Source organism: Ruegeria atlantica, from assembly GCF_013033965.1.
GTDB classification, from domain to species: Bacteria; Pseudomonadota; Alphaproteobacteria; order Rhodobacterales; family Rhodobacteraceae; genus Ruegeria; species Ruegeria atlantica_D.
The window spans coordinates 137771-158968 of record NZ_WQFE01000011.1; the positions used below are offsets into that span (position 1 = coordinate 137771).

Here is a 21198-nt window from a genome sequence, read left to right on the forward strand (position 1 = left end):
AGTTTTTAGCGATCAAGTTTGGTCGGCCTCGTCCTCCAACCCGGTCAGACCTGCCAGTTGCGAAATCTCTGCCACCATCTGATCCGGGTTACCTAAACCCAGATCACCCTCGACTTCGTTCAATGCCAACGATCCTATCGGCACGACATCATGTGTGGGGTTGGTCGGCATCGGGCTTTCCAAAATGTCCGGACTTGTTGCATTGCTTCGCGCTTCCAGAAATTCTGGTAAATCAGATTGCTCTGGCGCCGTAGCCGATCCGCATTCGTTCAGCCGGACTGCGCGCATCCCTCCGCATTGTCCCAATCGCCCGATTGCAGTCCGGGTACGATCAATTGTCAGGATTTCCGCACGATCCAGCCGCGACCCGATCAACGGCAGAACATCTCCAACCGATAACCCGGACAGGGTCGCCAACGGCAACGACATTCGGTTGATCACCGTATTCAGCTCGGCCCGGACAACGCCCGACGCTTGTTCAAGAATTGGGCCAGCAGCGACCTCGGTCCCCTCATCGCCCTCCTGCTCTGCCGCCCGGTCGGGCAAAAGGACTGAGATCTGACCCTGCCTTAACCCACCGCCAAGTTCTATCGTCAGGTCAAACACACGATACGCGTCTTCGACCATGGCCAGCGACAGAGACCGAAGATCCGTCAGCCGACTCTGAAACTCGTACCCCGCAAGACTGGAGTGATCAGCAGCCGTATCGACCAACCCCACGGCTCTGGTCAATGCACCTTCCACCAGCGGCACCACCATGGCAGCATCCGTATCCGTGTATTCCCGCGCTATTGGCGGATCGGACATAACCTCACCAATTGTCTGCACCTGTACGATTGCTGAGACAGCCCCCATATCCATGCAGATCGCCGCAGACATCCCATCAGCGTTCGCCAGGTGCAGCAACATCCAATCCGCTTCAATCCCGTCGACCAACGCGTCCTGATGCCTGTGAGATTGCTTTGCCCCGATCACTGACAGCGCCAGCTGAAAACGATCCCCCGCTGTTCGCGCAAAGGCCAACCGAAGGGCTCGCAGAACAGAGCGTGGCCTTTCACCCTGCTCTTCCTGCCCCACCGAAAGTTTGCGCGCCAACGCCGTGCTGACAGGCTGCGTCATGCCGGATACCGATTCGAGTTTCTGAACTTGGTATCCGGTCTAACCCGGGGCGGGTTACCAATGTCTTTAAATCCGCATCATTGCGCAGCTTGCCGGTGCGCCATTGGAAGGCGGACGCGAAAGGCCGCGCCGCCCTGTCCAGGAAGATAGCTGATCTCGCCACCCAGACGCTGCATGATCTCGCGGCAGATCGCCAGACCCAGGCCTGCACCACCCGCCTTGTCCCCACCGACCCGGGCAAATTTTTCGAAAACCAATGATTGCGCATCAGCCGGGATACCACTGCCGTTGTCGGCGAAATCAATGACAACCTGCCCCCCCACATCATGAGCTGAGATCGTCAGAACCGGTTCATCTGCGTCACAGTATTTCTGCGCGTTCGAAATCAGGTTGATGAAGACCTGCCCCAACCGATCAAGATCCGTGTGCAAGGGAATGCGCTCGGACTGTCGCGTGCGACGCACCTTGAGCTTAGGGTGTGAGCCCGCCAAAGCACTGGAGACTGCCCGATCCAGGATCGAACTCAGGGTATCCCCTCCCATGTTCAGGTTCACACGACCGCTTTCCAAAACGCTGAGGTCCAGCAAATCATCCAGCAAACGCGTTAAGCGTAGCGCCTCATCATGGATGATCGCGGCATAGCGTGTTTGTTCATCTGCACTCAGACCATCCGTATCTCGCATGATCTCCGAAAAGGCCCGGATCGAGGTCATTGGAGTCCGCAATTCATGGCTGACCTGACTGAGGAAGCTGTCCTTTTGTTCGGAAATCTGGGTCAGCTTCGTGTTGGCCTCTCGTAGCTGACGCGCGGTGCGGCTGAGCTCAGCGGATTTCACCTCAAGCTGACTGGAATATTCCAGCAATTCAGCCGACTCGTCGGCCACCGCAAGCAGGTCCTCAACCGAAACTGATGATCCGCCGACAATCTGCCCGATCATCGCATGGGCCGTGGCCGCGCCGACCGAGCCGCTGAGTTCCCGTTCCAGCCGTTCCAGAAACCCCGGTGTCGGTTCGGGCAGGCTGCTACGCCCGCCCTGTGCTTCGGCTTCGGTCTGAAAGAACTCCTGTGCCGGGCCGGAGCCCAGAATGCGCTGCGTCATGATCATAAGATCTTCGCTTTGCGCCACCGACCCGGTCCAGCCCGCCGGCGACACAGAGTGGTCAAAAACGTTGACGAACTGCGCGCCCTGCAGACGTTCCAGAGGGCTGGGGAAACTCAGCAAGGATGCGGCACAGAACGCAGCTGTATTCAGTGCCAAAGACCACATGACCGAGTGGACCATCGGGTCCATACCCTCGATCCCGAACAGGGCCTGCGGGCGCAGCCAGGCCCAACCAAAGAGACCGTTCTGAAGAACCGAGTCGGGCATTATGGCCCCGCCCATCCCGGGCAACAACAACGTGTAAATCCACAGCACAAACCCGACCGTCAGCCCGACCAAGGCACCAGTTCGCGTTGCCCCACGCCAGAACAATCCACCGACAAGCGCCGGTAGAATCTGGGAAATACCCGCGAATGCAACAAGCCCAATGGACGCCAGTGCTGCCCCGCCGCCCGACAATCGGTAGTAATAGTACCCCAGAGCCATGATCACTGCGATGGACACGCGTCGCGCCACCAGCACGACGCTGCGCACGTCACCGGAGACTGATCCTGCGCCCTCTTGCGTGCTCAGCCAGATCGGCATGACCAGATGGTTCGACACCATGGTCGACAGCGCCATGGCGGTCACAATGACCATGGACGTGGCCGAAGAAAATCCCCCGATAAAGGACAACATTGCCAGCCAGTCGTTCCCTTGCGACAGCGGCACGGTCAAAACGAACAGGTCCGGGTTCGACCCTTCGGGCATCAAATCCAGGCCCACGACCGCGATGGGCACAACAAACAGGCTCATCAACAGCAGGTACAGAGGGAATGCCCATGCAGCAGTTCTCAGATGTCCCTCATCTGCGTTTTCCACGACCATCACCTGGAACATCCGCGGCAAACAGATGAAAGCGGCGGCCGAGAGGAAGATGAATGTCGTCCAGCGCCCTGCATCCACGTTCCATTGCCCGATCTCTGAGGCATCGATGCGATCCATCATCGGACCGATCCCACCCGCAACACCCCAAACGACGAAGACCCCCACAGCAAGCAGGGCAAATAGCTTGACGACCGATTCCAACGCAATGGCGGTGACCACGCCGTGATGGCGCTCATTCGCGTCCAGGTTTCGAGTACCAAACAGGATCGCAAATACCGCCAAGCCCGCAGCCACCCAAAACACGCTGGAACCTTCTCGGTAGAGGCCCGAGGGATCGGCCTCGGCGAAGATGGAAAAGGACAGAGTAATGGATTGCAGCTGCAGCGCGATGTAAGGCGTCCCGCCCAATACGGCCAGAATGGTCACGCAGATGGCCAGCGTGTTGGATTTTCCGTATCGCGACGAAATCAGGTCCGCAATGGATGTGACCCGCTGCGTGCGCCCGACCCGCACCAGTTTGCGCAGCCCCCACCACCAGCTCAGCATGACCAACGTCGGCCCGAGGTAAATCGTAACGAATTCCAACCCAGACCGCGCAGCATTCCCGACCGCGCCATAAAAGGTCCAGGCCGTACAATAGATCGACAGCGACAAGGTATAGATCAAAGGAGAGCGCAGCCAAGCACCCCGGCCAGCGGCCGCCATCCGGTCAGCGGCGAATGCCACCCCGAACAACAGCACAACATAGCCGAGGCAAACCAGAATCAGGACGTTTAGTGTGGCCATCGGTCTGACTCTGCCTCGGAATCGTCACTGGCAGTCATTCGTCGGGCGGCAAATCCAAAGATCAGGCTGATCACGATCAGCAAGGCCCAGCATGTGAAGATATACAGAATCGCGGAGGATAGCGGCATGCCCTCATCCGAGGTGTTTGGGCTTGGCCAGAGTAACGGAATTGCAACCAGTGCCGCCCCCAATATGGGCAAAAGACGCGCGGCGTCCATCAGCCTGCGGCGGCGATAACTCTGACGCTCAAGAAATAGCGAAGGCCGGACCCCTTGGGGTTTACGTTCTTCGCCCGCGGTCATGACCGGGTTGCCTGCGCATGCAGGTCTCGGACCGCCGTCAGCACCTCGGCATTGGAAAACGGCTTGGTCATAAAGCGGCTAACGCCAGCATTTTCGGCCATTTCCCGGTCGCGCGACTGCCCACGAGCGGTCAACATCAATACGGGCAAGTCCTGCATGCCCTCAAGCTCTCGCAGATCACGCAGAATCTCCATCCCGCTTTTGCCCGGAAGCATTACATCCAAAATGACCAGATCGGGGTTTGCGCCCTGGATGACCTGTATTGCATCCAACCCTTCTGCATGCGTTTCGACGTGCCATCCCTCGCGGGTCAGCAAAAACCGAATGGCCTCGGCAATGTTGGGCTCATCCTCAATTAACAGAACCTTGCGGCTCATATTTTCCATCCCTCCCCGTGACGGGTTCTGTCCATGAACCTGTCGGCGTCAGCTTACGCCTTCTGTCAGGAAACTGTCAAAAACCTTCGCTCAAAATCGACGGCTCGCGGCGCGATGTGCAGGCCTCGTTCGGGCACACCCTGCAGCTTGGGCCGACCCGTGTCACGGATTGCGTGTCTTGGCCGCCCTCTTCCACTGCCCGGACCAGCATGACCGAATGGTAGACGGGCGCATCGTCATACCCCGAAACCGTCTGCGGCCATGAGTAGGCATAGCAGTCAAACTCGGCTGTCGTTCGTCCCAATTGTACAACGCGTTTGCGGATGGGGACCAATGGCCTGTTCAACGCTTGAAAGATTGGCCAGTACGGGCAGGCTTCACCAAACCGGGGCATCGCGAAGCCGGGCACGGATTTGGTGAATAAGATACTGCCCGACGCGTCACAAATCACCAGCCCAGTGGGCCGTCCCAGGTACCCTTCCGGAAGCGCCGCCAGCCGCCGCAGCACTGTCGCGATGTCTACTGAAAACCTTGCAGCCAAGGCCAGAGGATCAGGCTCTGCCTCGGCCAACACCTTCTGCACCTCGCCCAGCGGCATGGCCCTTGCATCTGCGGCGTAATTCTCAAGATATGCCTTGGCTACCGTTCGCGCTGCTGCCGATTCCAGCGGGCTCAGGTCAACGTCCGCGCCGGTTCCGCCTGCTTCGATCTGCGGGAAATGGTGATCGTTGGCCTGAAAAAAAGCCTCAACATCCTCCGAGGGCACACCGCGGCGATCGTCGGCCGTCTCAGAATCGTCCAGATATGCCACCAGAGACTTGGAACTGTCAGCCAACCGTTCGGCGTCCTGGTGCAGGTTGCGGTGGAACCGGTCACGCCACTCGGGTTCGATTTCCTGCGTGTCCGCCAAAATCGCAGCGGTCGAACGAATCGCAGCGGCTGTGGACAGCACTTCATGCATTGACGCGGCCAAATGCGGGTCGTGCGTCAGTCGGTCCGACAGGGTTTCGACCGTGCGCTCCAGCGAGACCACCCGGCGGTGCATCTGCGCCAGCACACCTGCCCATCCGGGAAAACGGCCAGCAAACTCTTCCAGCGCGTCCACTTCGGCTTTTTGCCCGACCGCATCCGCGGCAGCCTCACGCAGCGCCGAGATCAGCGTCGCCTCAATCCCTTGGCTCAGGAGCGAAGGCTCAACCGACAGCGCATTGGCGATATCCACCAAAAGCTTGCCGCCGATCCGGCGACGATTGTGCTCGATCAGGTTCAGATATGACGCCGAGATCCCGACTTGGCGCGCAAGCTCTGCCTGCCGCAAACCCGCGATCTGGCGGCGCTCGCGAATGCGACTACCCGTCAGCGTATTACGCATGTTCCTTCATCCGAACGTTTTCAAAACTCCTGTTATATTTCTATTAGTTAATGGCTAGTTTTCATAGGCCATTTACAGTCTTCACAAATCCTGGTTGCAAATGTTCACCACCCGCCCCAAGCAATTGGCGCCCAATCCTCCGAATTTACATCCTGCCTCTTCTAATTCTTCCGAAATACTTGCACGATAGCCGGATGAGCGATCCAGCTTTCGAATATGCCCCTATCGGATTGGTCGAGTTGGAAAACCGCATCATCCGACGCTGCAATCTGCAATTCGCTCGCACCTTTGGAGGCGAGGAAGCAGACTATCGCAACATGCCTCTGCTGCATCTCTACCCTTCCGTCGCGGATTGGGAGCGCATCGGTGCGCGCAGTCTGCAAGTGATGCGCGACACCGGGTACTACACTGACGAGCGTGTCATGCGGCGGCGCGACGGGGACCTGTTCTGGTGCCGAGCTCGCGGGCGGTCTCTGACACCAGATGATCCGTTTCGCCATGGCATCTGGAGCTTTTCTGACATTTCGGAAGAACGCCCCCTGGTCGAGTTAACGACCCGCGAGCGCGAAGTTGCGATCATGTCGTGCCGCGGCCTGTCTGCCAAGGAAATCGGCGTCGAATTGGGGCTGAGTTACCGCACGATCGAAGCCTACCGCGCCCGCTTGTTAGAGAAGTTTGGGGCACGAAAACTACCTGAACTTGTGGCAAAACTCTCGGGTATGCCCCTTTAATCGGTTTCCTCCTCGAAATATTGGGCAAAACCCCCATCTGACAGGCCGAGACTGCGCTTTTCATGACCGTGCGCATAGCTTATAACGCTGCGTAATCAGACCAAAGCCCGCGAGAACAGACGGGCCAAAGGGGAACCGTCGAGGACACTCATGACAGATACCAAACACGAAGCGGATGTGGCATTCATCAAGGCACTGGCCGAATTGCTGCGCGAAAACGATCTGACCGAGCTGGAAGTTATGCGCGAATATGGCGACGACGACAGTCTGAATGTTCGCGTAAGCCGCATGTCACAAGCGGCACCCGCCCCTGTTCAGGTGGCCGTACCGGCCGCAGCACCAGCCCCCGTGGCAGCGCCCGCAGCAGCCGCTGCACCTGTCGAAGCACCCGCTGCACAGGAAGATCCGGCCAGCCATCCGGGCGCAGTTACCTCGCCCATGGTTGGCACCGTCTATATGCAGCCTGAACCGGGCGCGCCGTCTTTCATCAGTGTCGGCGCATCGGTGTCCGAAGGCGACACTCTGCTGATCGTCGAAGCGATGAAAACCATGAACCACATCCACGCACCCAAATCCGGCACCATCAAACGCATTTTGGTCGGTGACGGCGATGCGGTGGAATTCGGCACCCCTCTGGTCATCGTTGAGTAAGGCGGTCCCATGTTCGACAAGATCCTGATTGCCAACCGAGGCGAGATCGCCCTGCGCGTCATCCGCGCCGCGCGCGAGATGGGGATTAAGACGGTTGCCGTCCATTCCACCGCCGACAGTGACGCGATGCATGTGCGCATGGCTGACGAATCGGTCTGCATCGGCCCCCCGCCCAGCCCGCAAAGCTATCTGTCGGTGCCTGCGATCATCTCGGCCTGCGAAATCACCGGCGCACAGGCGATCCATCCCGGCTACGGTTTTTTGTCCGAGAATGCCGAGTTTGTGCAGATCGTCGAAGATCACGGCATTACTTTCATCGGCCCCACCGCCGAGCACATCCGCATCATGGGCGACAAGATCACCGCCAAGGACACAATGAAAGAACTGGGCGTTCCATGTGTTCCCGGTTCCGACGGCGGTGTTCCCACGCTGGAAGACGCCAAGCGCATCGGCGAGGAATTCGGCTATCCCGTCATCATCAAAGCCACAGCAGGTGGCGGCGGTCGCGGCATGAAAGTCGCGATGAGCGCCGATGAAATGGAAAGCGCCTTCATGACCGCGCGGGCCGAGGGCAAAGCCGCCTTTGGCAATGACGAAGTCTACATTGAGAAATACCTGACCACGCCGCGCCACATCGAGATCCAGGTCTTTGGCGACGGCAAAGGCAAGGCTGTCCATCTGGGCGAACGGGACTGTTCCTTGCAGCGCCGCCACCAGAAGGTGTTTGAAGAGGCCCCCGGCCCCTGCATCACCCCGGAAGAGCGCGCCAAGATCGGCAAGGTTTGCGCCGACGCTGTCGCTAAGATCAACTATATCGGTGCAGGCACGATCGAGTTCCTTTACGAGAATGGCGAGTTCTACTTCATCGAGATGAACACCCGCCTTCAGGTGGAACACCCAGTAACCGAAGGTATCTTTGGCGTCGATCTGGTACGCGAACAAATCCGCGTCGCGGCCGGCGAGCCGATGTCGTTTGGTCAGGAAGATCTTGTGATTAACGGCCACGCGATCGAGGTCCGGATCAATGCTGAAAAGTTGCCGAACTTTTCGCCCTGCCCCGGCAAGATTTCGGCATATCACGCACCCGGCGGTTTGGGTGTTAGGATGGATTCGGCACTGTATGACGGGTATTCGATCCCACCCTACTACGACTCGCTGATTGCCAAGCTGATCGTGCAAGGCCGCGACCGTGACGAGGCGCTGGCGCGGCTTGAACGGGCCTTGGGTGAATTGATCGTTGATGGCATCGATACCACCGTGCCCTTGTTCCATGCATTGTTGCAGGAACCCGACATACACAGCGGGGACTACGACATTCACTGGCTAGAGCACTGGCTGGCGTCGAACATGGCCCAATAAAATCACGGGACCGGACGCTTTCGTCGCTCTGGTCCCATGGTGCCCTGCATGAGCCTAACGCCTGAACTATTACTGCACGGCTATTCCATCGGGATATTTCCGATGGCCGAGCACCGAGACGACCCAGAGCTGTTTTGGGTCGATCCAAAGTTTCGCGGCGTATTCCCTCTTGATGGCTTTCATATCTCGCGCAGCCTCGCGCGGCGCATTCGAAATTGCGACTACTCAGTCACGATAAATCGGGACTTTGCCGGGGTTGTAGACGGCTGCGCTGACCGAACGGACACCTGGATCAATGCCGAGTTGCGCGGCTTGTACCAACAATTGCATCAATCCGGACGCGCCCACTCGCTGGAAGTCCGGGAGGGCGAAACGTTGGTGGGTGGCGTTTACGGCGTAACGCTGGGGGCAGCGTTTTTTGGTGAAAGCATGTTTTCGCGCCGAAAGGATGCCTCGAAAATTGCGCTGGCCTATCTGGTAGACCGTCTACGCCAAACCGGATTTCGCCTGTTTGACACCCAGTTTCTGACCGCTCATCTGGCTACGCTGGGAGCCATCGAGATTCCGCGCGCGCAATATCGGATCGAACTTGAAGAGGCGATCAACGCCAGCGCAGATTTCGTAGCGGACGTGCCTCAATCACCCGACGGAGTAATACAGCGGATCACCCAGACGTCATAGCGTGCATGGTCCAGCGCGTTCAGCGCGGGTGACGTCGCAATCATCCAGCCGTCAAACAGTTGATCTGTTCTGCCTTTTTCCCAAATCGTCAAATAGGCGAACGCGTCACCGGTCGGATTGTCCGCTGGATAACGACAATCACCAAGCGCAACGTCCAGACCAAAAATCGGCTGTGTCTGGCCATTGCGCATCTCAACATCGACAGTCTGGCCGCTGACCTTATCCAGCCCGCGCAACATCGCCCCCGGCCCGGACTGGGCTTTTTGCTGAGCCGTTGCCCCGGTGGCAGCCAATAGTGCCACGATCAAAGCAAACCGCTTCATTCGCCGCCGTCTCCGGCAACGAATTTGACCAGCAGAGAAATCAGGCTGACGGCACCTTGCGTATCCTCGACCTGATCACCCGCTTCAAAATAGAACGGTGAGCCACCTGGCATAACCTCGACGAAGTTGCCGCCCAGCAGCCCTTCGGATGATATGACGATTGCGCTGTCATCAGGAACGAGGATGCCGTCGGAGATCGTAAAGGTGGTGTCCGCACGATAGGTTTCAGGATTCAAATCTACACCGGTCACGGTGCCAATCTTAACGCCTGCAAGGCGCACGTCAGTGCCGACGCCGACCCCTTCCAACGAACGAAAAGATGCGCCCAGTTCATAGCCGCCACTGCTTTGCGACAGGCCGGTGGACTGACTGGCGTAAACGCCAAAGGCGATGGCACAGGCCAGAACGGCCCCACCGACCAAGACTTCGGTTGCATTGTAGCTCGACATTGCTCGCCTCGTGTTATTCCGGGCTCCAGGCTTCGTAGTCCTTACGCTCGACCGGGTCTGGGCGACGCAAAGACCCGGCCGGCGCATAGGCCAGCGCGGTGCCTGTCAGATTTTCCTGGTGCGGCTTTTCCCAGGGCTTGTGCTGCAGTGGTTTATCCGTCGGAGGCTCATCCCAGGTGCGGTGCAGCCAGCCATGCCAGTCCGGATCGACCCGGCTTGCCTCGGCCTCACCATTGAAAATCACCCAGCGTTTGCTGTCGTCGGCAGTGCGGTAGAACACGTTGCCTTCGTTGTCTTCACCGACCTTGATACCCTTACGCGATGTGTAAATCTGCGTGTTCAATGTGGCCCCGTTCCACCAGGTTACGGCCCGCAAAAGACTGTTTAGGATTCCCATCGGCTGCCTCCGGCATTTCTGTACCTGCAGATATGGACCAAAGGCTCGCCAAGGTCCAGTGTCGCAAGGACCGCACCTGCTATTCCGGCAGAAAGGCGGTCACTTCGATTTCGATCCGGTATTTCGGATCGATTAATCCGCATTCGATCATTGTCGTCGCTGGGGGATTAGCGCCGAAAGCCTCACGCAAAATCGGCCAGCAGGGCTCAAACTCGAACCGGTCCGGCAACATATAGGTAACACGCACCACGTCAGCAAAGCTGGCACCCGCGTTGGCAAGAGCTTTTTCGATTGTACCCAACGCCGAGCGGCATTGTTCGGTAACGTCATCGCCCTGCCCGACTGTACCAGCGACATGAACCCAGCCCCCGGCGACAACAGCCCGGCAATAGCCGATCTTTTCTTCGAATTCTCCGCCAGATGAAATCCGTTTGATTGCCATTGTACCCCCATAAGAAAACGGCGCGGTAGAAGCCGCGCCGTGTTTTTGAATTCCGTCTTGTCTTAACCCGCGGACGCAGATTCCGCCGCATCGGCATAGATGATAAGCGGTTGCTTGTCCGACGACACAGCCTCTTCGTTCACAACTACCTCTGTCACGTTTTTCATGCCTGGCAGTTCGAACATCGTGTCCAGCAGGATATCTTCCAGAATCGAGCGCAATCCGCGTGCACCGGTCTTGCGTTCAATGGCCTTCTTGGCGATCGACTTGAGCGCATCGTCCGTAAAGGCCAGCTCAGCGTCTTCCAGTTCGAACAAGCGCTGGTATTGCTTGACCAGAGCGTTCTTGGGCTTGGTCAGAATGGTGACTAGCGCATCTTCGTCCAGATCTTCAAGCGTCGCCAGAACTGGCAGACGACCTACGAATTCCGGAATCAGACCGAACCGCAGCAGGTCTTCAGGCTCGAGATCCTTGAAAATCTCGCCCACACCGCGTTCATCATTATCTCGCACGTCGGCACCAAAGCCCATTGCCGAACCTTTGCCGCGTTGTGCGATGATCTTATCCAGACCCGCAAACGCACCACCGCAGATGAACAGGATGTTCGTTGTATCCACTTGCAGGAATTCCTGCTGCGGATGCTTGCGCCCACCTTGCGGCGGAACGCTGGCCACGGTGCCTTCCATCAGTTTCAGCAGCGCTTGCTGTACACCCTCGCCTGACACGTCGCGCGTGATCGAGGGGTTTTCGGATTTGCGCGTAATCTTGTCGACCTCGTCAATATAGACGATGCCGCGCTGCGCCCGTTCCACGTTGTATTCGCTGGCCTGCAGCAGCTTGAGAATGATGTTTTCAACATCCTCACCCACATAACCGGCTTCGGTCAGTGTGGTTGCGTCTGCCATCGTAAACGGAACGTCCAGAATGCGCGCCAGAGTCTGCGCCAGCAGCGTCTTGCCGCAACCGGTTGGGCCGATCAGCAGGATGTTGGACTTGGCCAGCTCAATATCGCTGCCCGCCTTTTGGGCATGGTTCAGACGTTTGTAGTGGTTGTGCACCGCAACTGACAGAACCCGCTTGGCGGTGGCCTGACCAATTACGTAATCGTCCAGAACCTCGCAGATGTCTTTGGGTGTCGGAACTCCGTCGCTGGACTTCAGGCCGCTGGCCTTGGTCTCTTCGCGGATGATGTCCATACACAGCTCGACGCATTCATCGCAGATGAAAACGGTTGGGCCGGCAATCAGCTTGCGCACCTCATGCTGGCTCTTGCCGCAGAAGCTGCAATAGAGCGTGTTTTTGCCGTCTCCGCCTGAATTCGTCGCCATGTTCTACCTTTCGGGCTTCGTCCTAGCGGCCCGTTCCAGACCGCGTTGCCGCGTGTTGGTGCAGCTTAGGCCACCACCGGGGCGGCTACAATCTCAAAAATGGTCCCCACGCGCGGGACGTGGGGACAAATTCTTAGGCCTCATCGCCATCCATTTTGGCTCGATTTTCGACGATCTCGTCGATGTGACCCCAGTCCTTTGCTTCTTCCGGGCTCATGAAGTTGTCACGATCCAACGCTTTTTCAACCGCCTTTTTGGTCTGCCCGGTATGACGCACGTAAATGTCATAAAGGCGATCCTTCAGCTTTTGCGTCTCGGCCGCGTGAATCATGATGTCGCTGGCCTGACCCTGATAGCCCCCGCTGGGCTGGTGCACCATGATCCGGCTGTTGGGCAGCGAAAAGCGCATCCCCTTCTCACCACCGGCCAGCAAAACTGAGCCCATCGAGGCCGCCTGACCGATTACCAATGTCGAACATTTCGGCTTGATATACTGCATTGTATCGTAAATCGACAAACCGCTGGTGACGACGCCGCCGGGCGAGTTGATATAGATCGAGATTTCTTTGTTCGGGTTCTCAGCCTCAAGATGCAGCAATTGTGCGACGACCAGGTGGCTCATCCCGTCATGGATCGGGCCATTGATGAAAATGATCCGCTCTTTCAGAAGGCGCGAGAAAATGTCGTACGCCCGTTCACCCCGGCTGGTCTGTTCGACGACCATGGGAACGAGCGTATTCATATAGGTATCAACGGGATCGAACATGAGAACCTGCCTGTTTTGCTATGGATCGGGACATTACCCGAAGAAACGTTACCCGAGTCTTAGTGTCGCCACGGGGGGGCTGCAAGGGGGGCACAACAGATCGCTCTCCAACCGCCTGTTTTAGTTCGTTTGCCTGATCTCGATTGCAGAGCCCTAACAGAGTTCAGGAACTGGATTGATGCTCTTGATCATAAGTTCCCCTTTTCCCATCACGCCATTTTGATCCATGCATATGGAAATTCATGCTCATAACGTGTAGCAATGCGCACCACTCTAGCGCACCACTCAAAAAAATGTGGCCACCTCAGGGCCCAGAAGGAATACACCAATGGCATTGCCTCAGATTTCACCCGACATGACATCTGACGATTTTGATCGTATGGCGGGGAATGCGACCCGCGCATCGAATTTCCTCAAGGCGATCAGTCACGAAGGCCGCTTGATGATCCTATGCCATCTGGTATCCGGAGAGAAATCCGTGACCGAACTCGAGGATCTTCTGTCTGCGCGACAGGCAGCGGTTTCGCAGCAGTTATCTCGTCTTCGTTTGGAAGGTCTGGTGATTCCGCGCCGCGAAGGCAAGGCTATCTATTATCGACTTGCCGACGACAGGCCGCGGCGCATGCTGGAAGTCGTGTACGAATTGTTTTGCGACGACAACAAAGACTGATTTCGTTCATCATTCCACCGAACCTGACGTGTAGTTCAAGTCAGTCCGACCTGACCATTTCGTCCACAGTATCGCCATACTCCACCTCGACGGCCAGTGCCGTCTATTGCACCCTCGGGTTTGTGTTTCCACGCTTTTAGCGGACACCGCAAAACACTGGTTCCAGCAAATAAAAACTGCTACGCCATGTTTGGAAAATCAAATGGAGGTACTGATGATCCGAGCAATTCTGGTAGGGCTGGCACTGTTTTCCCTCGCCGCATGCGAGACAGCCAAAGGTGCAGGCAAAGATATCGAAAAAGCGGGTGACGCGATTCAGGATGCAGCGACAGACGTCCAGCAGAATATTTAACGCGATTCAGGATGTTGTGAATTCTTGGCAATCGCGCACAAGATATGGTTGAAGATTGCAATCAACCAAGCTACACTCTTTGGCACAGGTGCATAGACGCGGCATTGCATTTCTGACACAATCTCGGGGTTCTTGTGCACACAAGAACCCCGTTCCCATTTGTAGGGGTAGAGTGGCAGCTCTTGGATAACGTGAAAAAGGAAAAGGCGTCAGGTGCGCAGACGCGGTCCATGCATGTACCCTTGCGGATACTCCTGACGCCTTGCCGGGTCGATGCGTCCGAGGGACGCTCCGATCCAGTTGCCCCGACCCTGTTACAGGTCACGGCTGCTGCATAGCATCCTAAGATGCCCTACAGCGCGCATCGACCTTCTGAGAGTCCGGTCATCTGATCCGGGTCTGACACCCAATTCAGCCGACCATCCACCGGTAAGCCTCTGCAAGCAAAAGAAAACCCTAAGACTTTCTTTTATTGCGTCGACCCCCTTGGCCTTTGCGCCCCACCCTGGTTCCTAAGAACCGTTGCGGTAGTCAAACTGTGACATCCGGGTCATGATCCGACAAGAAAATAGCACTGCAGCATGAGATTTAGACGGGGATAAAGTGTTGATATCCGCCGGGAGAATTTTGTGGATAACTCCGGAAATCGAAACGCTGCGCGACTTTGAAGACGGAAAACGTTGGATCCGGTGAAATCGCCAGTTTTTTCAGTTTTTCTGCACCTGCAAAGGTCGGTTTGCTGTGATTTAAGGGACTTCCGCTGCCTCACAAAGTCGAATCAAGCACGTTCAACCTCGCGTCAACGTGCCCTGGCACAAGCGGGGAATTGGGGTCAGACGACGCTCAGTCCGCAAGCATAACCGCGCTGAAGGATCGCGAGACCCGAGACTTTCTTTGCCGGGGAACGCCGCAGTCCGACACATTGTGTTCCGGATCCTGTACCTTGCGGCCATTACGCCGCCCGACCCGTCTCCCTCCTGTTGGAGACGCTGTGTCCGTTTATGAGAAGCGTTCCGACCCGACCGAGATTACCTACTACTCACCGCAACAGACGTGCGGCCCGTACCCCCTACAGCCGATCGGGCCGGAGACGCTTCAGTTCACCTGACGTTCGAGTACAACGCTGTACGTTGTCCCGCGACGCAGGCTACGGAAATCCGCATAAATCTTGCCGTCCTGATAGCGCGCATCCACCAGCGCATTCACCCCCACCTGCGGATCGGCCGAGCTTTCGACGATGCCGATGGTTCCCGATCCATCCAGGCTGATGGTGCCGGTCGCATCAAACACACGCCAATCTGTGCCAGCCTCGGGCCGCCACATGCTGGGCCCCCAAAACAGGTTGTCCTGCTGCTGCTGAATATCCAGCACCCACTCTCCCTGATGAAAACGCGGCGCATCTCCAGTGGCCACCCGGGACGGCGAGACCTTGGTATAGGTGCCCGTCCAGGCTCCACGCAGATCGGGCGTGGTATCGGCCATCGAGGCCGTGGCAAGGCTAAGGCTTGTGGCCAGAGCGGCTGCTCCGGCAGTCATATATCTGGTCATGGGCTCTCCTCCCGAATGCGACTATTTGGAGTTCAAAAACGAACGTCCTTGCTGTGGCATACAGATTGGGAGGGGGTGCGTGGGTTACAACTTACCTAAGGGAAACTTCATGAAAGGTTTAGGTCGGCCTTAGATGCGGCGCGCGTTCAGGCCCAGGCCAGCGCGGTGCCGAGGATGACCAAACCGATACCGATGCCCTCGCGATACGAGAAGTTCTCGCCGAACAAACAGAACGAGGCGATGGCGATCAGAACAACCTCGGCCCCCAGAATGCCGGTATAGATGATGCCCAACCGCTCCTCGCGCAGCGCGGCGAGTTCCAGCGTCGCCCCGGCCAGCAGAGTCGCAACGATCAACAGGCCAAGGCCCACGCCGGGGAGTTTCCACCAGAACTTCATCGCGATCATGGCCACGGAATAGAGACCCGCCGACCCGAGGGCGATGATGGGGATCATGGATGTGGACACCTGCGCCTCCTGCCGAGGGTTCCATTAGGTCAAGTGTAGCAGGAGGGTGCGATTGGGGCTGTGAGGTGGGTCACAGTGGGTCGATCAACAGAACTGAGGGCAGCGCCGACCCGAGGGGAGGCGCAAACGCGCCGCCCCATGGGGGCGGGTCGGCGCGGCCCGGCGGTGCCGCCGGGTAGATGGGTAGATTTGTAAACGTGGCTCAAGTCAGTTCAAACGCCCTTCACCCCCAGCTGGCGATTCCAAAAGCTTCTTTTTGTCATCAGCAAGTTTCAGTTGAACGGAAAACGCTTCCTCGACCCCTTTAATAAACTCATCGTTGTCCCGAGCTTCTCGAAATATGTTCCAAGTAAAAACATCTGAGTACAATAGAGGCCGATTTGTTTGCCTTGCCGCCGCCACTACTTTTGGAGCAATCCCTTCATACTCATCTCGCAAACAAGCCAACGCCAGATGGTTTACTTCCGAGGTGTCTGACCAGTCGCGTTTAGATAGAACTCCTTCGACTTTTGACTGAGCAGCCGCACCATCCAAACACTTATCAAACTTATAGGACTGCGCCTTGTTAATAAGTAAGTACCCATAAGACCTATCGTTAGGACGACTTTTTCTGGACAACGAGAAGTCAGCCACTCTTCGAGCCATCTTGGTCAGATCTCGTTCCAGAAAATCGTGAGATGCAGACACGATCTCAGCGTCAGATTCTGACGGCTTTTGCAGCAGCTTTTGCCATAGAAGGTGAAGAGTGAAAAAACCAACCTGGTAAACTCTTGCAGTTGCTCTTCTCAAATATTTTCGGGTAATGGAAACTGGTTCATTTAGATCCAACATCTTGTCTTCATCACAGCCCGCATCGCGACAAATTCGAACGTACCTTTTGTTGGCACGACTTCCTGCATGACTGATGAGATGACGTCGTTGACAAACCTCAACAAACTCAGAGATTAGCTTCTCATTACTGAGCAGGTTCACATTAAACTTATCACCGATCTTTTTTAGGATTTCTTGATGACTTTCCCCATGCAGGAAGTCCTCAACCTTTTTAGAAACGAATTCTTCTTTGAGTTCTTCCAAAGTATCAAAATCGCCGAAATCGCTTGATTTGATAGTCAACTCTCCACCCAAGAATGCTTCGGGCCTGACCTTTGCAACAAGACTAATTAACTCTAACATTAGTGCTTCATATTCTGCGAGCAAAGCAGTTAGAGCTGACCGCTTAATGACCAGAGCCGTATCCAAGATGCTCGTCCCCTCGGCCATTTTTTTGGTTACGCGAGCGGCCTCTCTTAGATGTATCGAATAGACTTCCTTGGTCTCTTCACCTTCCTCCGATACCGTTTTGTCGACGGCAAGTTCTTGGACGAACTTCAAGAAGTCGTTGTCCATCTGATGGTCTGCAACAAATGTCCCAATCTCTGAGATCATCGGAACCACTTCGAAGAAACCGATAGCTGTATTAGTCCACTCGTCAGACAGTCTCGCGAATTGCAAAGAGACCTCGTCTATCAAATCTGACTGGTCGCTTTCGATTTCGGTGATTTCTTCGGAATGGTGATCATCAAAATCTATCCGAAAAGAAGTTCTTTCTTCGCCTTTTCTTACAAGGATAACTCGAAAAAATTCGTCGTTCAGCAAGGTTTATCCGTCCATTTTCAACGCAGAGATGAATGCCTCCTGTGGGATATCAACTTTGCCGAACTGACGCATCTTCTTTTTTCCCGCCTTCTGCTTATCCAGCAGTTTGCGTTTCCGCGTGGCGTCGCCTCCGTAGCACTTCGCGGTCACGTCCTTGCGCAGGGCCGAGAGGGTCTCGCGGGCGATGACCTTGCCTCCGATGGCGGCCTGGATCGGGATTTTGAACATGTGGCGCGGGATCAGGTCCTTGAGCTTTTCGCACATCGCCCGGCCCCGCATCTCGGCGCGATCGCGGTGAACCATGGTCGACAGCGCATCGACCGGCTCGTCATTCACCAGCACCGACATCTTGACCAGATTATCCTCGGTATAGCCGGTCATCTGGTAGTCGAACGAGGCATAGCCCTTGGTCACCGATTTCAGGCGGTCGTAGAAGTCAAAGACGACCTCGTTCAGCGGCAGGTCATAGACGACCATGGCGCGGCTGCCTGCATAGGTCAGGTCCAGCTGGATGCCGCGGCGGTCCTGGCACAGTTTCAGCACGTCGCCGAGGTATTCGTCGGGCACCAGAATGGTCGCCTTGATGCGCGGTTCCTCGATATGGTCGACCTTCGACGGGTCGGGCATGTCGGCGGGGTTGTGCAGCTCGATCATCTCGCCGTCTTTCATGTAGACGTGATAGATCACCGACGGCGCGGTGGTGATGAGCTCGATATCATATTCGCGTTCGATGCGGTCGCGGATGACCTCAAGGTGCAGAAGCCCGAGGAAGCCGCAGCGGAAGCCAAAGCCAAGTGCGGCCGAGGTTTCCATTTCAAAGCTAAAGCTGGCGTCGTTCAGGGCCAACTTGTCGATCGCGTCGCGCAGGTCCTCGAATTCCGCGCTGTCCACGGGGAAGAGACCACAGAACACAACTGGCTGCGCGGGTTTGAAGCCCGTCAGGGCCTCTTCGGTGCCGTTGCGGTCATTGGTGATGGTGTCGCCGACGCGGGTGTCGCGAACCTGTTTGATCGAAGCGGTCAGGAAGCCGATCTCACCGGGGCCAAGGCTGTCGACCATCTCCATCTCGGGCCGGAAGACGCCGACCCGGTCCACATGGTGCAGGGTGCCGTTCGACATGAACTTGACCCGCATTCCCTTTTTCAGTGTGCCGTCCATGATGCGGACCAGAACGATCACGCCGAGATAAGCGTCGTACCAGGAATCCACCAGCATCGCCTTGAGCGGCGCGTCGAGATTGCCCTGCGGTGCGGGCAGTTGCTGCACGATGGCTTCCAGCGTCTCGTGGATGCCCTGCCCCGTCTTGGCGCTGACCTGAATCGCATCGGTCGCGTCGATGCCAATCACATCCTCGATCTGTTCGGCCACGCGATCACAATCGGACGCGGGCAGGTCGATTTTGTTCAGCACCGGCACGATCTCGTGGTCAGCGTCGATGGCCTGATAGACATTGGCCAGCGTCTGCGCCTCGACGCCCTGGGTGCTGTCGACGACCAGCAGCGAGCCTTCGACGGCGCGCATGGAGCGGGAGACCTCATAAGCGAAGTCCACGTGGCCAGGGGTGTCGATCAGGTTCAGGACATAGGCCTCACCATTGTCGGCGGTGTAGTCGATGCGGACGGTGTTGGCCTTGATGGTGATGCCCCGCTCGCGCTCGATATCCATGCTGTCGAGCAGCTGTTCCTTCATGTCGCGATCCTTGACCGTCCCGGTCTCCTGGATGAGCCGGTCGGCAAGGGTGGATTTGCCATGGTCGATATGGGCGACGATGGAGAAATTGCGGATATGGGCGAGGTCTGTCATGGGTTGGGGATATGTATTAAGTGATAGCCGAAGGCAATGGTCCAAGAGCAACTACGGCTTGGCAAGGTAAGAATAATGAGCAGTTATGACGCCACGAAGAGATTGGGATGGATTTCCACGCTTAGTCGAAGAGTCCTGCTCGCCAGATATCTCTTGCGAGCTTTGGGTGAGATTTCCGATTCTATCGAAGATATGAACCTTAGGCACACAACATTGCTTAGAGCAATGGGAACATCTCTGATCGCGTTAGACCTTGATAACGGTGTTACTTCTCGCAGCGCTGCGCCCTACTATCCCAAGAACCGCCCCACGAGTTACGCGATAAAAGCCAGACAAATACCTAGATTCAACTTTCAATTAGACACAGGTCCAACCCCTGCCATAACAATCCTGTTGGACAACGGCAAAACGCTTCAGGGCACCCAAGAGATCGAAATCGACCCCGGCGAACCATCTGATCTCCTTAGCTATGAAATTGACATCATTTCTCGCGGCACGAATTTGTCTTCAAAGCGAGTGACCACCGAAAGAGGACGGCGTTTACGTGACGAACCTCTTTGGGAATCAATTGCGTCCATTTGGGCACGGAACCCTCAGGTTTCCAAGTTAGCTAACAAAACTAGGCGCGCGCTGCGCCAGGCGAACAGAGAAACGAATGGACATTTTGACTTCTGGGTAACTTACTATGATAGCCTTGTAAAAGGTGAGCCACTCGATCCGGAATTGTTACGGAATGTGGCCTCCATTTCCCCAAGTATTTGGTCAAACGGGCATGAAGCTGTAGCTGCGGAAATCAAACATCTTCAGGCAGCACTTCTTGCTCGAAAACTACCGCAAGCAGAAGTTGTTGAAATTAACCCTGACACTGGCGATTTCCGAGCGATACCCATTCCACTACAGAACATTCCACTTCTGTCAGCACTTTTTACAAACATTTCTGACTCACTTGAGGATGCCATACAGGGAACCAATGGTTTATCGGAGCAATCGAGTGAGTTTCGAAAGATTACCCGTGCAACCAAACGCTATGGGAATGACCCTCAGCAAGCAGAAATGACACTTACCGCGATCGCCAAGGGGCTTCGCCGTCAAATACACGAAACCAAATATCTACCAGATAGCGAAGATAACCTTGCCCTATTAGAAGCGGTCGAAGAAGGGGTAAGGGGTATTCGCGCCAATCACCCGGAAGTGGCCGCAAACCGGGAGCAACTCGCGCGGCAAGCCTTCTCTGAGCTTGATGGCAGTGCCCAAAAACTATTGGAGGAAGCACAACCAATTTTGGTGGAACTAAGCGAAGGCAGTATGGCCGAGGATTTCGCCGAAGATATCCCCTCGCTCGTTAACGACAGCTTACTCCCATTGCCAACCGGCGCTCCTCCTCTGCCCGGCACAGACGCAGCGACGCGTGTGTTCAGCAGAACGTCGAAGATGGCGTTGCTAAGAGAGAAAATACTGGACCATGGTTCGCAACTTCATGATAGCCAGGAAGGAAAAACACTCCGTGTAGGTCTAGCTGGTACTGCGGTTGGTGATTTATTGTATCGGATCGTGCGACTAGGGCTGCAACTATTGGGTGTCATCTGAACGAGAACTCACTGATGCAATTTTTGTGAATTGATTGAACAACAAGTTTGATTCATACTCCGCTGCAGACCGAGAGGGGCATC

General features: G+C 56.3%; 22 protein-coding genes. 7 read left to right on the top strand and 15 right to left on the bottom strand.

The annotated features are described in order from the left end of the window. Positions 1-12 precede the first annotated feature (12 nt). From GOW16_RS18295 to GOW16_RS18315, 5 genes are all read right to left on the bottom strand, one after another. Complete coding sequence (locus tag GOW16_RS18295) at positions 13-1119, bottom strand: FliM/FliN family flagellar motor C-terminal domain-containing protein (RefSeq protein ID WP_170417867.1); 1107 nt, start codon at positions 1117-1119, stop codon at positions 13-15. 77 nt (positions 1120-1196) lie between these two features. Beyond that, positions 1197-3875: a sensor histidine kinase gene (locus GOW16_RS18300; RefSeq protein WP_170417869.1), complete on the bottom strand. Its 2679-nt coding sequence runs from the start codon at positions 3873-3875 to the stop codon at positions 1197-1199. Beyond that, on the bottom strand, positions 3863-4177 hold the full coding sequence (locus GOW16_RS18305; RefSeq protein WP_170417872.1) for a hypothetical protein: 315 nt from the start codon (positions 4175-4177) through the stop codon (positions 3863-3865). Before GOW16_RS18305 ends, GOW16_RS18300 begins: the two co-directional genes overlap by 13 nt. Next, positions 4174-4554 carry a response regulator transcription factor gene (locus tag GOW16_RS18310; RefSeq protein ID WP_170417875.1) on the bottom strand — a complete coding sequence of 127 codons (381 nt, stop codon included), beginning with the start codon at positions 4552-4554 and terminating at the stop codon, positions 4174-4176. Before GOW16_RS18310 ends, GOW16_RS18305 begins: the two co-directional genes overlap by 4 nt. Before the next feature lie 76 nt (positions 4555-4630). After that, entirely contained in the window at positions 4631-5926 is a 1296-nt protein-coding gene (locus GOW16_RS18315; protein WP_170417880.1) for a helix-turn-helix transcriptional regulator, read from the bottom strand. A gap of 194 nt (positions 5927-6120) precedes the next feature. On the opposite strand from GOW16_RS18315, the gene GOW16_RS18320 reads away from it, so the two are divergent. The 4 genes from GOW16_RS18320 to aat all read left to right on the top strand — a co-directional run bounded on the left by GOW16_RS18320 (position 6121) and on the right by aat (position 9348). Continuing rightward, the gene (locus tag GOW16_RS18320) at positions 6121-6657 is read left to right on the top strand and encodes a helix-turn-helix domain-containing protein (RefSeq protein ID WP_170417883.1); all 537 of its coding nucleotides are present in this window, start codon (positions 6121-6123) and stop codon (positions 6655-6657) included. Between the two features lie 150 nt (positions 6658-6807). Then, on the top strand, positions 6808-7308 hold the full coding sequence (gene accB / locus GOW16_RS18325; RefSeq protein WP_170417886.1) for an acetyl-CoA carboxylase biotin carboxyl carrier protein: 501 nt from the start codon (positions 6808-6810) through the stop codon (positions 7306-7308). 9 nt (positions 7309-7317) lie between these two features. After that, positions 7318-8667, top strand: coding sequence for an acetyl-CoA carboxylase biotin carboxylase subunit (accC, locus tag GOW16_RS18330; RefSeq protein ID WP_170417889.1), 1350 nt, complete (start codon positions 7318-7320; stop codon positions 8665-8667). A gap of 48 nt (positions 8668-8715) precedes the next feature. Beyond that, on the top strand, positions 8716-9348 hold the full coding sequence (aat, locus tag GOW16_RS18335) for a leucyl/phenylalanyl-tRNA--protein transferase (protein WP_217354669.1): 633 nt from the start codon (positions 8716-8718) through the stop codon (positions 9346-9348). Here the strand turns inward: aat and GOW16_RS18340 are convergent. The 6 genes from GOW16_RS18340 to GOW16_RS18365 form a co-directional block, all read right to left on the bottom strand. Continuing rightward, the gene (locus GOW16_RS18340; protein WP_170417894.1) at positions 9303-9671 is read right to left on the bottom strand and encodes a DUF2155 domain-containing protein; all 369 of its coding nucleotides are present in this window, start codon (positions 9669-9671) and stop codon (positions 9303-9305) included. The two genes, aat and GOW16_RS18340, sit on opposite strands and share 46 nt — an antisense overlap. Beyond that, a complete protein-coding gene (gene mlaD, locus GOW16_RS18345; RefSeq protein ID WP_170417897.1) occupies positions 9668-10120 on the bottom strand; it encodes an outer membrane lipid asymmetry maintenance protein MlaD in 453 nt (150 codons plus the stop codon). Before mlaD ends, GOW16_RS18340 begins: the two co-directional genes overlap by 4 nt. A gap of 13 nt (positions 10121-10133) precedes the next feature. Beyond that, the gene (locus GOW16_RS18350; RefSeq protein WP_170417900.1) at positions 10134-10517 is read right to left on the bottom strand and encodes an NADH:ubiquinone oxidoreductase subunit NDUFA12; all 384 of its coding nucleotides are present in this window, start codon (positions 10515-10517) and stop codon (positions 10134-10136) included. 79 nt (positions 10518-10596) lie between these two features. After that, positions 10597-10959, bottom strand: coding sequence for a RidA family protein (locus GOW16_RS18355; protein ID WP_170417902.1), 363 nt, complete (start codon positions 10957-10959; stop codon positions 10597-10599). A gap of 62 nt (positions 10960-11021) precedes the next feature. Further along, positions 11022-12287, bottom strand: coding sequence for an ATP-dependent Clp protease ATP-binding subunit ClpX (gene clpX, locus GOW16_RS18360; RefSeq protein ID WP_170417906.1), 1266 nt, complete (start codon positions 12285-12287; stop codon positions 11022-11024). A 133-nt stretch (positions 12288-12420) separates the two neighbouring features. Next, positions 12421-13053, bottom strand: a complete 633-nt coding sequence (locus GOW16_RS18365) for an ATP-dependent Clp protease proteolytic subunit (RefSeq protein ID WP_039970058.1) — start codon at positions 13051-13053, stop codon at positions 12421-12423. Between the two features lie 328 nt (positions 13054-13381). Here GOW16_RS18365 and GOW16_RS18370 point away from each other — a divergent pair, with 328 nt between their 5' ends. Both GOW16_RS18370 and GOW16_RS18375 read left to right on the top strand, forming a co-directional pair. Next, positions 13382-13723: an ArsR/SmtB family transcription factor gene (locus GOW16_RS18370; RefSeq protein ID WP_170417909.1), complete on the top strand. Its 342-nt coding sequence runs from the start codon at positions 13382-13384 to the stop codon at positions 13721-13723. 214 nt (positions 13724-13937) lie between these two features. Beyond that, positions 13938-14075, top strand: coding sequence for an entericidin A/B family lipoprotein (locus GOW16_RS18375; protein ID WP_170417910.1), 138 nt, complete (start codon positions 13938-13940; stop codon positions 14073-14075). A gap of 1095 nt (positions 14076-15170) precedes the next feature. On the opposite strand, the gene GOW16_RS18380 is transcribed toward GOW16_RS18375, so the two are convergent. The 4 genes from GOW16_RS18380 to lepA form a co-directional block, all read right to left on the bottom strand. After that, a complete protein-coding gene (locus GOW16_RS18380; protein ID WP_254429842.1) occupies positions 15171-15623 on the bottom strand; it encodes a hypothetical protein in 453 nt (150 codons plus the stop codon). Positions 15624-15769: 146 nt separating this feature from the next. Then, the gene (locus tag GOW16_RS18385) at positions 15770-16090 is read right to left on the bottom strand and encodes a hypothetical protein (RefSeq protein WP_368039937.1); all 321 of its coding nucleotides are present in this window, start codon (positions 16088-16090) and stop codon (positions 15770-15772) included. A gap of 207 nt (positions 16091-16297) precedes the next feature. Beyond that, positions 16298-17725, bottom strand: a complete 1428-nt coding sequence (locus GOW16_RS18390) for a hypothetical protein (RefSeq protein ID WP_170417913.1) — start codon at positions 17723-17725, stop codon at positions 16298-16300. 3 nt (positions 17726-17728) lie between these two features. Further along, complete coding sequence (gene lepA, locus GOW16_RS18395; protein ID WP_170417915.1) at positions 17729-19528, bottom strand: translation elongation factor 4; 1800 nt, start codon at positions 19526-19528, stop codon at positions 17729-17731. Positions 19529-19603: 75 nt separating this feature from the next. On the opposite strand from lepA, the gene GOW16_RS22850 reads away from it, so the two are divergent. Then, on the top strand, positions 19604-21115 hold the full coding sequence (locus GOW16_RS22850) for a hypothetical protein (RefSeq protein WP_254429843.1): 1512 nt from the start codon (positions 19604-19606) through the stop codon (positions 21113-21115). The last annotated feature ends 83 nt before the right edge of the window (positions 21116-21198 follow it).